General features: G+C 48.3%; 15 protein-coding genes and 1 tRNA gene. 10 read left to right on the forward strand and 6 right to left on the reverse strand.

From position 1 onward, the window contains the following. Position 1: 1 nt before the first annotated feature. The 5 genes from HYT79_10190 (at position 2) to HYT79_10210 (ending at position 3145) form a co-directional block, all read left to right on the forward strand. Positions 2-78, forward strand: a tRNA-Glu gene (locus tag HYT79_10190). A 179-nt stretch (positions 79-257) separates the two neighbouring features. Continuing rightward, a complete protein-coding gene (locus HYT79_10195; protein ID MBI2070953.1) occupies positions 258-1280 on the forward strand; it encodes a tyrosine-type recombinase/integrase in 1023 nt (340 codons plus the stop codon). 63 nt (positions 1281-1343) lie between these two features. Beyond that, a complete protein-coding gene (locus HYT79_10200) occupies positions 1344-1946 on the forward strand; it encodes a nucleotidyltransferase domain-containing protein (GenBank protein ID MBI2070954.1) in 603 nt (200 codons plus the stop codon). Then, positions 1927-2358, forward strand: coding sequence for a hypothetical protein (locus HYT79_10205; protein MBI2070955.1), 432 nt, complete (start codon positions 1927-1929; stop codon positions 2356-2358). Before HYT79_10200 ends, HYT79_10205 begins: the two co-directional genes overlap by 20 nt. Positions 2359-2863: 505 nt before the next feature. Then, positions 2864-3145 (forward strand): hypothetical protein, encoded by a 282-nt coding sequence (locus HYT79_10210; GenBank protein ID MBI2070956.1) that lies wholly within the window; start codon positions 2864-2866, stop codon positions 3143-3145. Between the two features lie 318 nt (positions 3146-3463). Here HYT79_10210 and HYT79_10215 read toward each other — a convergent pair whose 3' ends face one another. The 4 genes from HYT79_10215 to HYT79_10230 all read right to left on the reverse strand — a co-directional run bounded on the left by HYT79_10215 (position 3464) and on the right by HYT79_10230 (position 8381). Then, the gene (locus HYT79_10215) at positions 3464-5353 is read right to left on the reverse strand and encodes a DUF262 domain-containing protein (GenBank protein MBI2070957.1); all 1890 of its coding nucleotides are present in this window, start codon (positions 5351-5353) and stop codon (positions 3464-3466) included. A 214-nt stretch (positions 5354-5567) separates the two neighbouring features. After that, positions 5568-5843 carry a response regulator gene (locus HYT79_10220; protein MBI2070958.1) on the reverse strand — a complete coding sequence of 92 codons (276 nt, stop codon included), beginning with the start codon at positions 5841-5843 and terminating at the stop codon, positions 5568-5570. A 107-nt stretch (positions 5844-5950) separates the two neighbouring features. After that, complete coding sequence (locus HYT79_10225; protein ID MBI2070959.1) at positions 5951-6721, reverse strand: hypothetical protein; 771 nt, start codon at positions 6719-6721, stop codon at positions 5951-5953. Between the two features lie 199 nt (positions 6722-6920). Beyond that, positions 6921-8381, reverse strand: coding sequence for a hypothetical protein (locus HYT79_10230; GenBank protein MBI2070960.1), 1461 nt, complete (start codon positions 8379-8381; stop codon positions 6921-6923). 240 nt (positions 8382-8621) lie between these two features. Between HYT79_10230 and HYT79_10235 the strand changes: the two genes are divergently transcribed. The 5 genes from HYT79_10235 (at position 8622) to HYT79_10255 (ending at position 12459) form a co-directional block, all read left to right on the forward strand. Next, positions 8622-8966: a helix-turn-helix transcriptional regulator gene (locus tag HYT79_10235; protein ID MBI2070961.1), complete on the forward strand. Its 345-nt coding sequence runs from the start codon at positions 8622-8624 to the stop codon at positions 8964-8966. Continuing rightward, positions 8963-9727, forward strand: coding sequence for an ImmA/IrrE family metallo-endopeptidase (locus tag HYT79_10240; GenBank protein ID MBI2070962.1), 765 nt, complete (start codon positions 8963-8965; stop codon positions 9725-9727). The genes HYT79_10235 and HYT79_10240 overlap by 4 nt, the downstream gene beginning before the upstream one ends. 360 nt (positions 9728-10087) lie before the next feature. Beyond that, entirely contained in the window at positions 10088-11422 is a 1335-nt protein-coding gene (locus HYT79_10245; protein ID MBI2070963.1) for a replication-relaxation family protein, read from the forward strand. Between the two features lie 25 nt (positions 11423-11447). Next, entirely contained in the window at positions 11448-11672 is a 225-nt protein-coding gene (locus tag HYT79_10250) for a helix-turn-helix domain-containing protein (protein MBI2070964.1), read from the forward strand. Positions 11673-11847: 175 nt separating this feature from the next. Then, positions 11848-12459 carry an NYN domain-containing protein gene (locus HYT79_10255; GenBank protein MBI2070965.1) on the forward strand — a complete coding sequence of 204 codons (612 nt, stop codon included), beginning with the start codon at positions 11848-11850 and terminating at the stop codon, positions 12457-12459. Between the two features lie 295 nt (positions 12460-12754). Here the strand turns inward: HYT79_10255 and HYT79_10260 are convergent, their stop codons facing one another. Continuing rightward, the gene (locus tag HYT79_10260; protein MBI2070966.1) at positions 12755-13048 is read right to left on the reverse strand and encodes an STAS-like domain-containing protein; all 294 of its coding nucleotides are present in this window, start codon (positions 13046-13048) and stop codon (positions 12755-12757) included. Beyond that, positions 13045-14007: a hypothetical protein gene (locus HYT79_10265; GenBank protein MBI2070967.1), complete on the reverse strand. Its 963-nt coding sequence runs from the start codon at positions 14005-14007 to the stop codon at positions 13045-13047. Before HYT79_10265 ends, HYT79_10260 begins: the two co-directional genes overlap by 4 nt. Positions 14008-14099 lie beyond the last annotated feature (92 nt).

Consider the following 14099-nt stretch of genomic DNA (forward strand, 5'->3'; position numbering starts at 1 on the left):
TGGCCCCATCGTCTAGCGGCCTAGGACGTTGCCCTCTCAAGGCAAAGATCACGGGTTCGAATCCCGTTGGGGCCACCAACCTTTTTTGGCTCTTGTGCCAAATTTGTGCCATCTTTCTGCTAGAATCCTCTCTGTATCCCCGCTAGATTTCATCCTCTCCCCTTGAGGGAGAGGGCAGGGTGAAGGGTCAATTCCCTTCCCCGCCATTGCGAGGCCCCGTAAGGGCCGAAGCAATCTCAAGCGAGGATGGCACAAAAATGGCACGAATTTACCAGCGCAAGGGCATCAAGGGTTCCAACTGGTACCTCGATTATTCCCTGGGCGGCCGCCGATTGCGCAAAAGACTCGGCAAGTCTAAAAAACTGGCGGAATTAGCCAAAGCCGATCTCGAAGTTAAACTGGAGCGCAACGAGTTGGGCTTTGCGAGCAAAGACATCGGCCTTAAAGAGTTTATCCAGGAGTACCTCAAATACTCAAAGGCCAATAAATCGCCGCACTCTTATGACCGGGATATGGGCACCCTAAAATTGTTTTACGAGTTCATCCAAGTGGACCGCTTAAGCGCCGTGACAGTCGCCAAGGTGGAGGCATACAAAACCTTCCGCCAAAACGCTGGAATGAAGCCCTCCTCGGTCAACAGGGAACTGGTAACGATCAAAGCCCTTTGCAGCAAAGCGGTCGCCTGGGGTTACCTTGCCAAAAGCCCCGGCCAGACGGTCAAAAAATTCAAGGAGCCCAAACGCCAAGTTCGTTATTTCACCAAGGAGGAAATCCAAAAGTTTGTCGCCGCCGCCCCCCGCCGCTTAGCCGCCATTGTCCAAACATTGGCCTATACCGGCCTACGCCGCGATGAGCTAATTCATTTAACCTGGGATGACGTAGACCTAAAAAAGAAACTCTTAGCTGTCCAAGCCAAAGACGGCTGGCAACCAAAAGATTACGAGGTCCGCCACATTCCCCTAAATGAAACGCTAATTAAGGTGATTCAGGCTTTGCCAAAAAACGCCAGCCCCTACCTCTTCCCCAATGAAAAGGGGGAATCCTTAATCGGTAACAACCTATCCCGCGATTTCCGCCGCCTAGCCAGAAGCGTAGGCGCAAAACACAGCTCCGTCCACACCTTGCGCCACACCTTCGCCAGCCACCTCGTCATGCAAGGCGTAGACCTCTACACCGTCCAAAAGCTCCTGGGCCACTCCAGCATCAAAACCACCGAAATCTACGCCCACCTAGCCCCGGACTATCTGCGCTCCGCGCTAACCAAGCTAAATTTTTCCTAACAAGAAGCGTTAATATTATGTTGTTGATTTTTATACAACAATCGTGGTAAACTATACAACGATATGGATATGTTGCAAGAACTCTTTTCTTCCAAGAACCGGTCCCAGATCATTGCGTTATTGGTGACGCATCCCAAAGAACGGTTTTATCTCAGAGAAGTGGCTCGCTTGATCAAAGGCGATCCCAAAGCAGTCAAGTTGGAACTAGATCGTTTGGAGCGCCTTGGGCTTGTCAAAAGCGTCCATTCCGGCAACCGTCGCTATTTAGAGGTTAACGCTGAATTTAGTCTTTATCCCGAGCTTAAGGGTTTGGTTCTTAAAACGAGCGGCCTGGGAGCGGTTCTGCGGGAATCCTTAAAGGAACTGCCGGGAATCCAGTTCGCGTTTATTTACGGCTCCGTGGCCAAAGGGGGAGAAATGCCTGAAAGCGACCTCGATCTTTTCGTGGTGGGCCAAATTCCAGGCCCCCTTCTTCATAAAATCCTATCGAAGGCCAAAGTTTCGCTTAATCGTGAAATCAACACGGCCCGCATGACACTGGAGGAATTAAGGCAGAAAGTAGGCCGCAAAGATTCCTTTGTGGCTGACGTTATCAAAGGCAAAAAGGTATTCATCATTGGAACAGAAGGGGAATTTAAAAGAGCTATTGGCGCAGGGGCGGATTAAGCAGCATAAAGCCACGGCCCAGGAAATCAGCAAGCTATTCGCTATCATTGAGCGCGACCTTAAAGATGCCAAGGTTGAGGACGTTTCTTTGGATCGGCGCTTTACCATCGCCTACAACGCTGCCCTTCAAGCCGGGCGCGCCCTCTTGGCGGCAGGGGGCTATCGCACTTCGGGCCAAGCACACCATGCAACCGTCTTTCAGGCTCTCCGCAGCCTTTTAGACCAAGAGCAGCACCATTTGCTCGATTATATGGATGATTGCCGGTCAAAGCGCAATTTGGCCGAATACATGGGCACAGAAATTGCATCCGAACAGGAAACCGAAGAACTTGTTGAGGAGGCTAAGAATTTTGCCGAACTCGCAAAAGATTTGATCCGCAAAAATTACCCCCACCTGTTGACTCAAAAATAAATCTTGCCGTTTCTACCCCTGGTTCCAAGTGTGGTTCCGTAAAGAACCCAGCAAAGACAAACAGACCGCCGCCCCGCCGCCGAAACCCATGCCTACCCTCCCTCGAGCCTGCCCCGCCCGCCTCAATCCCTGCTGCGCAGGGACCGCTTCGCTTTGCCTCCCGACCCCGCCCCCTCTACGTCATTAAAATGACTACGAGGTGACGGGGTCGGGAGGACCAGCGGGCGGGGCAGGCTCTAGTTGTGGTTGGTGGGTTTCGGCGGCGGTGCAGAGAATGGTCTCAGTTAAAAAATAGAACAGGTTAAAGGTATTTAAGGACAGAAGAGAGGTTGAGAGAAAAAGATGGGAAAAAGGGTGGCGAATAAGTCGAATGGCTTATAGCGATGTTTAAGGCGTTTGAAGGAGTTATAAAAAGCCCCAACCTCCAATTTACAAGGAATACCCACAAGCGCCTAGAGTTACATTACACCGGCGTGAAAAATACGCTTCAACCGCGGGCGAAGCCTTGTCCAGGGTCAGGGATTGCCGAAATTTTGTCCTAAAACCGATCCCCAAAGAATGGCTTTCCGAAATCATGTACCTCGCCTGTGGCGAGCACGGAAAGATAAACGCCGAACCCTGGGGTGAACTCTTGGTCAAAACCTATTACTCCGCAGGGAACCGCCACCCGATTGAGGTTTACCCCGTCGTAGCCGCCGTTAAAGGCGTCGAGCCCGGCCTTTACCACTACAACGTCAAAGACCACTCCCTTGAACTATTAAAAGGGGCGACCTCTCCCGCCAAGTAAAAGCCATCGCTGGAGGCCAAACATGGGTCAGGAACGCCTCGGTTTATTTCTTATTGACCGCCGTTATCGAGCGAACGAGCTATAAATACCGGCATGATCATTTTTTGTGTAGTCTTTATTCCGATGCAGCAAGTGTGGCACAAAATATTTCTTTGACCGCCATTGGCATCGGTTTAAAGGCCAGTTCCACCCACACTCTCATGGGAAAATATGCCGACGACCTCTTAGGCACATTGAGCACGCATGAGGGGGTATTGAGGTTAACCGCGCTGGGGTTTCAAGTATGAATTTAAACGGGTTTTCAGAAATGCCCTGAAACTATTTCCCAATATTTGCGTTCGAATTCCGGGCTTGATTCGATATAAAATCAAATCCGTCCAAGGACCAAATTCGTTTACAAATCTGGTGATAAAGGCTAGTTCTTTCTTCTAATTGGTCCTTATTAAATAATTCATAAGCTTTGAAAGGCATTTGAGTTCTTTTAATGAAGGCAACGAAATTCGGGTTCCTTTCGTAGCATTTCTGATGAAGCGATTTCGCCAGGAGGTTTTCTTTTAAATAGTGTGGTAACTTTCTATCGAACGGTTCGGCCCGAAAGGATTGATTCGTTCCCTCGGGAAGCAACAATAACCCACCGATTTTGTTTCTAAACCCGTTAAATTCATCTCTCTGGTCGAATTGGTTTTTAAAACGTTCATATATATCTTCCCAAATATGCTCCACCTGATAAGGTTTGCTGATTTCATCATTCATATAGTCCTCAAATTTACCGGGAATACCGGCTTCCTCCTCAATGTAATCCGCGATTCGGGCGAGCAGAAACCTTATAAATCGCTTGTTTTGTTGATGCAATATAAGGGTCTCAACCCCTGACAAGTTAACGTCCAGGTCTCTTAACCTCTGTTTATAAATGGAAGCCATTTCTTTCGGGTTTTTGCCCCGGACATCCTTCACTAGGCTGTAGATAGTGTATCTAATGGAACTTTGGGCTAATGTTCGCATATTGGCGGATTTAAGTACTGCAAAGGTCTCAATAAATCTGGCCGAGAGATTTAGTTTAACGTTGATCGTTGGTGGATCGTCTGATTCGTTGATTGCGGCGAGCATTAGAGGATAGGACAACGAAGAGGCAATGCCATGGAATGAAGCATAGAATACATGTTCCAAACCTTGTTGCTTCTTGCTTTCGGCCTGGGTCCAAACCCCGCAATAAATACCAGTATAGAAAGTCAATTTTGACTGAATAAAATCAGCAAAATCGTTAGCTTTGTTCAGCCCGATGAGAGAGGTGTTGTCTTTTACCCACGAATGAAAACTGGTTCCAATTTTTTCAAAATCTTCGTTGGCGGCACCTTTTTTTCCCGGCCTGATTGTATTGGCGTAACGCCCCCTCAACCAGGCACGAAAAAATTCTAAATCTTCCTGTTTTCCTAGTTTGTGCAACTGGTCCATGTTGGATTTCCAAAGATGATTCAAATTCACTTTCACGGAGCCGGGAGCACTTGAAATTAAATATCCTTTCAACATTTCCGTTGGTGTAAGGTTTAATCCGCGATCATTCATGGTCTCAAATATTGTGTAAGCGTTTTCATCCGAATAAGCTGTGATCTTGACAAAAACGACTTTCTCCTTAAGCCAGTCGATAAAAAAAGGCAAAACGGATTCATCCTTTAGATCAGGCGGGAATACTTCTTCTATGTCATTGTAGCGTTCGACCAGATTTTGGACGCTTTCGTCTCCCGAGCCATTGATGCTGTAGTTTCCCCTTTCAAAAAGGGCATCTAAACACTCCGTACGTTCATCAATCTTGAGATTGTAAGAACGTTGTCCGAATTTTTCAGACCGTATTAATGGCTCGACCAGGTTGCGAACAGAGTTCCCATTTTGAAGGTTGTTGAGATAAATCAGGAGGAGGGTAAGCGATGTTAATCTCTGTTGCCCATCAATAATGGATTGCGAATCGCCTTTACTACACAAAACAATTGGTCCAAGATAATATGAGTTATAGTTTTCGATTTCTGCGCGTTCATGACCCTCCTGATAATTGGCGGAGAATGCGCCCTCAAGATCATTGATTAATTGCTCAATATGCCCGCGTTGCCAGCGGTATTCCCTTTGGAAGAAATCGATGGAATATTTTTGTTCGTGGAGGATATCCTTTAACGTCTTGTCTTCAGCGTCTATTTTCGTGGCTATTCTTGAATACATTAATTAATCAGTTCCAACGTCTCAACAACGTGCTCTATTTATTTATAGTGCCAAGTGCATCGTTTTTCAATGGCCTTTTAGCGCCAGAGGACCAGGGGGGAAGGGGTAGCCATTATGGATTAAACTTTGGCCAAACAAGCAGGGACATCATTGGACGGAGAATTCACAATTAATGAAACTTCGTAAGCATCCAGCTTGCCGTCATCAAAGGGCCTTAAAATGTCTTGGAGTTTTGGAGTGCCGCGCTCATCATCAAAAGAACAGGGACGTTGGGCAGTTGGGAACGGATTTCCTGAAGCAGTTCCGGGCTTTTCGTCGCGTCGGCCAGCACAACGTCCAAAATAACGAGGTCTGGCTTGACGGACAAAAGTCTTTTGGCCTCCTCGGCGCTGGTGGCCGAGTAAATCACATGGTCGGGATGGTTGAGTCCCCTCTGAATCAGTCGGCACATGCCGGGATCATCATCAATGATCAAAATGGTTTTAGCCATAATTCCTCCAATCCATTTGATTGAAAACCGCCAGAGTCCTGTAAGAGTTTGGCCCAAAATACAGCAGTTCCGACTACGATTGGAACGTTTTGTTAAATGGAAAGTAGCTATTCTTTCGCAGTGTTGATATCCCGATCCCATATCAATTGAATTTCCTTCAAAGCCTGGGCGATTTCATCGGATTCCCCAGGCACTGTCTGCGAGAATGTATTGCATAAAACTTTAACAGCCATCATCACCAGAGCACATAAGCTATAAATTTCATAATTTGTTTTCCTTATTTTAGGTGAACTGCAAAGGTAAGGTCTAAAATCATGATCAATATCCAAATATTCTGGAATTACTCGGGCATTCGAATGTACCAGGTCGGACAGACCTTCGTACCATACGCGACAATCGGAAGCCACATTATCTCCAATGGCATTAAGAATATCTGGCATTTGCTTTTCCGGCCATAGCTGCTTTTGCGGCTTAATCGCTCGCAATTTTCCAGCAGCATCAATATCGTTGACCATTTTCTTGTAGAAGCCCTCAGAAGTTTCCATTCTTCTAAATACCTTGGCAGTTTTTTTTAGGGTGAAATTAAGAAACTCCCTTGCTGTGGCCTCGGGATTTTGACTATTTTTTATATAGCAGGCCTTGGCATAAGCCTCAATGATACTGCGACACAAAATGCCCGCTTCCCCAGCATAATCCAGCTCGTATAGTTTTAAGACTGCTTGATGGCTTTTGACAATTTTTGTGATCAAAAATAAAATTACCCGCCCCTCTAAATTTGTTTGGGGTTTGGTTGCGCAGCGACACAATGTTTGCTTGGCCACCAAATTGACCTTGTCAGCTATTAAAAAAAGATCTTGCGAGGAAGGATTTTCTCTCACGATTACGTTATCCAACCCTTGCGGATCAACTTCACCTGCCTATCCAGCGGGTAGCCATATTTGTGAAGTAAAAATTCGGGGGGCACCTTGCTTAACTCGATAAGATTTTTATCGGTATGATAGAGATAAGCAAGGTGCCCCCCGAATTTCAGAAAAAGAAAGCGTTTCAACTGAGTCTCTCTCGTTTATCCGCGCGTAGCTAAATGGGATCACCAACATCATCGGGGCTGAGTGGCGAAATTCCAAAAAGGCGTTCGGTGTTCAGCGTCTCCGATGATGGGATCGCGTCAAAGACCGATTTGAGAATAAAGCGCTCCGGCTTTCTGTTAGCAGTAGCTTCTACAAGCTCTTCTAGTTTCTCTTTGGTTAGGAGAGCCACGCCGCTTTGGCCTGCCCCGGCCAATGCCGGTTTCTTAATGTCATCGCTGCGTAAGGGGGTTGCAAGCACCGGAAGCACTTTGTAGCGGCTGCCTAGGCTTCTTTGAATCTCTTGACACCTCTGGAGTACGCGCGCGATCTTATCTTTGATTTCTGGCTGGCCAGAGGTGCACTCAATTCCCAGCACAACACCATGTCTCCTTGAAACCACAAGGACATCGACCGCATCGCTCATTTTTGCAATCGGCCCATAGACAATACTGCTCAACCCAGAAAATGAGAAGAGCCAGCCAACGGCGTTCTCAAAGTTGCCACTTTTACCTTCGCCTTTCAGCATCGTCTTCCAGAGGTTGAGTTTTGTATCAATTACGCTATGGGCAGCCATTGCCAAATTTTTCTTGTAGCTGGCCGGATTGATCAGGTCACGCTCTTCTAAGATGACCGCGTCATAGCGGAGATTCAAATATATTCCTGTGATTCCCTGGCTTGCCCAGGTCAGCGTGCAGAGGCGCCGCCCATCCTCTAGACGCCATTCTTCTGGTGCTGGCACAATCGTATCGCGCATGATGGTTCCGTTCTCGTATCGGATTATTCTTCCTAGCGAAACTTGGTCAAGGTCGGCGGTTTCCGCTGCGGTAAGCAGGAGCTTCATCGCTTCTTCATCAAACTCGGCAGCGACAATACCGATGGGCACCTCCGCTCGAATAAACCTAAATGAACCGATATTGCTCCAAGCATCCTTAGCCTCGAAATAATTAGTGAGAACGTCGATTGAGCTCTTGAACGGTTTCAGGAGGCACTTCCACTTGTCCTGAAGGACCGGATGGTCCAACACTCCACGCGTCGATTGGAAGAGGCTAGATTCAGAGGCTTGCAGGTGTGCAAATGGCAATTGCGATGTGCCTGAACGGCTTAAACCGCCCGGTTCTTTGTGGAAGTGATATGAGAAATGATCCACCCAGTCCTGACCTCTGAAAAAGCCGAGTTTAAATTCTTTAGAATCAATCTTGAGAACCCCTTCTTTAAGACCATCGAGCAAGGCATCCAGATGGCCTATCGGCAAGTCTACCGAGATAGTTTCGAAACCCTCGCACGCGGGAGTATACTTAGGTGCTTGAGAGATCGGCCTGCGCGTCTCAAGCCATGCACTCAGAAACACTACCATATCGATTTCCTGTATTCTGGCCCACCCCACGCGAATGACAAGATATTGCCATAAGCCATTGAAGCTTTTGACCCACTTCCGGAATGATTCGATTTCCTGAATCTGGTGCTCCGTCATCCCTGACATTTTCGCATATCCCCTGACGCACCATGAAAAAATGCCTATATGTAACTCAAGGGGCTTTTTTTTACGTCCTTTCGGAAATCGGGGGGACTTATTTCCCGCTCGGAAATTCCGGAGACGCTTTATTTAAGTTGGTAAACGGGCGTGCCATTCAGTGCGCCTGGGAAGAATAGCCTGGGGGGTAGCATTTGGTACTTGACATCTTACGCATACAATGCTTATAATATGGTAACAATGAGCATGACACTCGGCCAGAAGATTCGTCAAACAAGGCAAGGCCAGGTTATCCCTGTAACGGAGTTCGCAAGGAGATTGGGGGTTACCGCGGCACACATCTCGGATATCGAACATGGCAGAAGAATGCCCAACCTTAATCTCCTTGAAGAAATCGCCAAGCAGCTTAAGATTCCTATTGAAGAGTTGCGCGCCCTGGATGGCCGCATTGATGATGACCTGCGTATCCAGGCCGAGAAAACTCCGGCCGTCGCCGTTCTTTTGAGAAAGATCATCAACTCGGACAACCCTGAGAATTTGGCCAGAAAGTTTTTACGCGAGGCGGACAAGGAGCGCAAGGGGTGAACGCTCTCGAGGACTTTGAATACGTAAAGATCGGCACCCGCTGGGTCAAAGACCCCTCCGGCATTTATCCAAAAGTTCCGTGGTACGATTTCGACGACGTTGATTTTGCCATGGAAAACGCCATGGTCGCCACGGGGTGGCCTTTTCTAAACCAGGATAGGGAATATGAAGATAGATACGCCGTGGACATCGCCAAAATGCTTATAAAATTCGCAGTTGAGCCGGATTATGTGGAACTCCCAACAAGCGTTCAGGGACAAACCACTTTTTACACCGACGGGGCGGTTAAAATCGAAATTTCCGATCAGCTGGAACAGCAGGCCCAGAAAAACCCAAAACGAATCGTGCGCCTAAGGAGCACCTTGGCTCATGAGTTGAGCCATTATCTTCTTCATAGAAAGATGTTTCAAAATACGCTAAAGGAATCCAAAATTCTTTGCAGGGAAGAGGATATGGCGGCCTTACCTATCAGCGATAAACCCATGGGAGGCCCCCTATGGATTGAACAGCAAGCCAACAGGGGAATGGCGGCCTTGCTTATGCCCCGCAGGCTTATTACCAAACTGGCAGGGAGCTGTTTTTACCCTTTTGAAGACGATAGGTGCATAGAACCCGATACCCCGCGCTATGACAATCTTATCGAGGACCTTTCAGACGCTTTTTTAGTGAGCCGCGAACTCGCCCGTTACCGCGTTGAGCAGCTTCGTTTTGAAGCCACTAAGGCGCTGAAGAAAGTCACCCAAGGAAAGGTTCATGCCTAGGGATATATTTTTTGCCCAAATACTACGCACAATATGCTAACTACGCTTATGAATAGATATATTAAGGAACACGGTGGTGGAACTGGCGTACAGCTCGCCAGTTATGGTGGTGGATTCAAAATAGATCAATTCTTGCCGCCGACGCCAGTAGTGTATTTGAATTGCTTCATTTTATTAGGGGAATTGCCCGCCCTACACCACTTTTGGCCCTGTTTTCGCCGGAGGGGGTGGTCAGTCTTCGCTGGCGCGAACCCTGACCACCCCCTCCCACCCAGTTATGTATTTCTTTGTGACTGGGTGCTTCGGGCTCAAAGGCGGGCCAAAAGTGGTGTAGGGCGGGCAATGGGGAGGTAATTGGTTATGGATGAAAATGTTGAAGCTTTAAAAGAAGAAGATGGGGAGTTGGAAAAAGAAAAGGGGTTGGATTTGGCGGGGGATGGAGATCAAAAGGAAAAGGGTCAAGGGGATAGCGAGGTTAAGGACGGTCAGGCTGTTGAAGTTAGCGGGACTTTAACCCTAAAGATGATCAATCTGATGGCCGTTATAGCGGAGCATGATTTTTTGACGATCAATGAGGTGGGCATGGTCTATTCCAATCAAAGCCATGCTTACAAGGTTCTTTCTCAGCTTAAGGGGCAGGGTTTCATAAGGACTTTCTATACGAATTGGAGACCCAAGCAAGCCTATTGTCTAACACCCCAGGGCTACAAGCTCCTGGCCGGGGAAGGCAAACTCAGGATTAAGTCCCGCTTTGACCCCAACCAATATAAGGCTACCGTGTTTAATCATCAGGTTGCCTGTGCCCAAGCGAGATTAATCCTCGCCCAGAGTCCACTGATGACTAATTATTTTTCCGAAGGCATGATTTGGGAGAACTATCCTAATGCCAAAAAAGTCTGCGATGGAATGCTCCGTTTTAAAAAAACGCCGGAGGAAAAAGGGCTAGTCGTGGGAGTTGAAGTGGAGCTAACCCTTAAGAGCGCCGACAGACTTAAAGAGGCTTTTGACGAGCTTCGCTGGAGCCGGGAACTCGACGCCGTTTGGTACATCTGCAAAGACCAGGGCCTTTTCCAATCTCTACGAAGGGTTTTGTTGGGCGGCTATCTGCCCGAAGCGCCGTTTTTCTTCTTTATGACCCTGGAGGACCTAAAGGCAGGGAAGAAAGCCCTTATTGACATTCATGGGAATTCCTATTCGCTCGATCCCGCCAATTTAACTTGGCCGCCTGTTACGCCAAAAGAAGAATCTAAACAGGAAGAGCCGGGGGTCAATGATGGCCAAGACCATCAAGAAGGTCACGCGACAGAGCCGGTGCAGACGGTGACGGTATCCGGCCAAGATGGTTTGCGGCCTCAGGCGATTGATGCCATTATTCCTTCTGTGAACGTTAAGGAGGAGTTGGTTGCGTTGAGGGCGCTTTTCTTTCAGGCAATAAAAAGAAACGCTCCGCGTTATCTAAATCCCCGATTTTTGGCTGATTGTTGGGCGCAGATTACCATCATTGCTTCCTGCTGTTGGCTTCTCATGCGTATCGAGCATCGCGCCCAGCCTTTGCGTCGAAGCGAGGCTTGCTTGGAGAGAATTTTTGACAGGGCCAAGAATAAGGCCGCGGCCCGGGCTCTTTGGATTGATGCGGTGTTGGGATGCGCCAATCAGAAAAGCTCGCAGAACTTCCAGGATGGGGATTGCCGATAGATCAGCGCCGGTGTGATGAGGAGTCATGGAAAAGCTATTAACGGTTGACGAGGTAGCGGACCTTCTCCAGGTCAAACCCAGGACCATTTACCTATGGGTCCATGAAAGCTACATTCCAACCGTCAAATTAGGGGCTTGCGTGCGCTTCCATCCGGCGAGCATTGCCCAATGGATTAAGAAGAAAGAAGCGCAGGGCCGGGTGCGTCGGCGGTATGATTTTGATTTGGATATAGGGGTAGCGCCTGCTTAACAATGGTTTGGATGGTAGGCTTTGCCTGCAAAGCCTACCATCCAAAAAGATGTTCATCAAGAGGTATTGACAGGTTATGATAGGTGTGGTATACAAGGGGTGTCGACCCTGTGTGGCTAATACTACACAGGCCCCAGACTCTGGTGGGTCTGGGTTTTTTTTACCCTAAAATGACATGAACAGAATTGCCTTTTTTGTTGACGGGTTTAATGTTTATCATGCGCTTCAAGAAGAACCGGCCTACATTAAATATAAGTGGCTGGACCTTATTAAGTTAGCCAAATGCTTTGTCGGCAGAAACGATACTTTAACGAAAGTTTTTTATTTCACCGCCTACGCCACGTGGGATGCCGATAAGGTCGCACGGCACCAAATGTACGTAAAGGCATTGCAGGGAGTGGGTGCTGAAGTCACGCTCGGAATGTTCAAGTATAAACAGAAGCGGTGCCGGAATTGCCATAAGCTTTACGAGACTTATGAAGAAAAGGAAACCGACGTCAATATAGCGACGATGCTTTTAAAGACCGCTGTTCAGGACCTGTACGACTCCGCCGTTATTGTATCCGGGGATAGCGATCTCATCCCGGCTGTCAAGGCCGTGAAATCATTATTTCCCGCTAAAAAGATCGGTGTCATGGTTCCCATCGGGAGAAGCGCTGAGGATTTAAAGAAAAATTGTGATTTTCGGTTTAAGATGAAAGAAAGGCACCTGCAAACTTCCCAATTTCCCGATATTATCGACTTGGGAGAAGGCGCAAAATTAGAACGCCCGAAGACCTGGGCGTAAAGCTTAAATACGACCGATATTTTGTGCCAGATTTGTGCCATTTTTCCGTTAAAATTGGTGTCATTGGATGCAAAGCCATGACAGTAGTTTCAAGGCTTTTATCGACGGAAGATGGGGGTTTTGGCCGCTTCCCGGCGGGGTTGGGCTGACCCCTTAGATTCCCCTCTCAAGGCAAAGATCACGGGTTCGAATCCCGTTGGGGCCACCAACCATTCTCTCAAGCAATGAGAAGTGGAAACCGAGCACGCGTGAGCGTCCCGGTTCTTTCATTGCCAGGCGGCAGCTTCCTGGAAAGTCAGCCGGCGCTCTCCTGCATATAATCAACCACGATGGTTATGATTTTTCTCACGGTGTCGTTGCAGGACTTGAATTCAACGTGGTCCAGGACATCGCTTCCGCGTTTTCTCAGCAAGTCGCTGATCAGGGCATGAATGAAAGACTGAGTGACCGCGTCCACCTTCTCGAAATTCAAAACGACATCCTCTTTTTTTTCCAGGGCTGGAAGGATTTCGTTGAGACGGAGGTCTCTGGCGACGTCCTTGTTTTCAGCGAAGGCCCCGGCATGGGCGTAAATATCGATTCGCCTCATGAGAATCGGGGCCTCTTGTATCGTTCCTTTCTCCTGTCTCTTACTGCGGTACCGTAGGTTTCCCGGATTGCATCCAACAACCTCGAGAATTCTTTGGTTTGGTCAAGGGTGATATCGACGCCGACGACCGTCCCCTGCCAGGACGGCATTGCTCCATCGTATGTATGTCGGTCCATGAAAGGATCCGCATATAAGCGAAGATGCCGAGTCGAACCCTTCTTCAGTAGTTTGTAAAAGCCAGTCCCGCTGTAGATGATGAAGAAGTCGCGGTTGACGCTCGCGATCGATTTGATGAAAAACAGACCCGCCCCCGCATTCTGCTCGGTACCACCTTCCCTGCGAGTAGTGCCCGTTATGCCAGGCGTGAGAGCAAGGCGGATAGCGTCCAAGTCGGTCTTCGCGTCATGCGAGCGGGTAATGGTCGCTTTGATTCCCAGGCCGGTATCAGCGATGCCAATGCGGATGGAATTGCTCTTCTTATAATACTGCGCGCAAAGAAGCGCCCCGTTTCCAGCCTCGGAGTGCTCTAACACGTTTCTTACGAGCTCACTGACGATATATCCGAGCGTCTTGGCTTGTTCCGCATCGAGATGGAGCAGGGGGATCATGTCCCTAATGAAACTTGTCAGCTCATCTGAGGCGCGTATCTGGGTCAGCGGAATGAACCGTCCTGCCGGCTCGTGTTCTTTGATCGTGATTTCCGATGAGATGTTTAAGAGCTTGAAGAGCCCCATGCGGACGAAATAGTGGCTGGAGCGCGCCTCGAATTTTTGGCAGCGGATACCTCCAGGTTTCACGCTCAAACCCAAGGCGGCGATCATGGAGATCACGGCAGGATGGACCGCGATCCACTTGTCGTTCGCTGTGATTTCTAGGAGGTCCGGCGACGCAGGATCAAATCCCCGAATAAAGGGATCGATATTTCCCAGGAAAGCGCTGTTGGGAAGGTGAATCTTCATATTTCATGGTTATTTTACCGGGAATCCCGGTATTTGTCAATAGTACCTGGATTCCCGGATATATTGCCTTAAATTATTCTGTTATGATCCCA

It is taken from the genome of Elusimicrobiota bacterium (assembly GCA_016180815.1).
Classification (GTDB): domain Bacteria; phylum Elusimicrobiota; class Elusimicrobia; order JACQPE01; family JACQPE01; genus JACPAN01.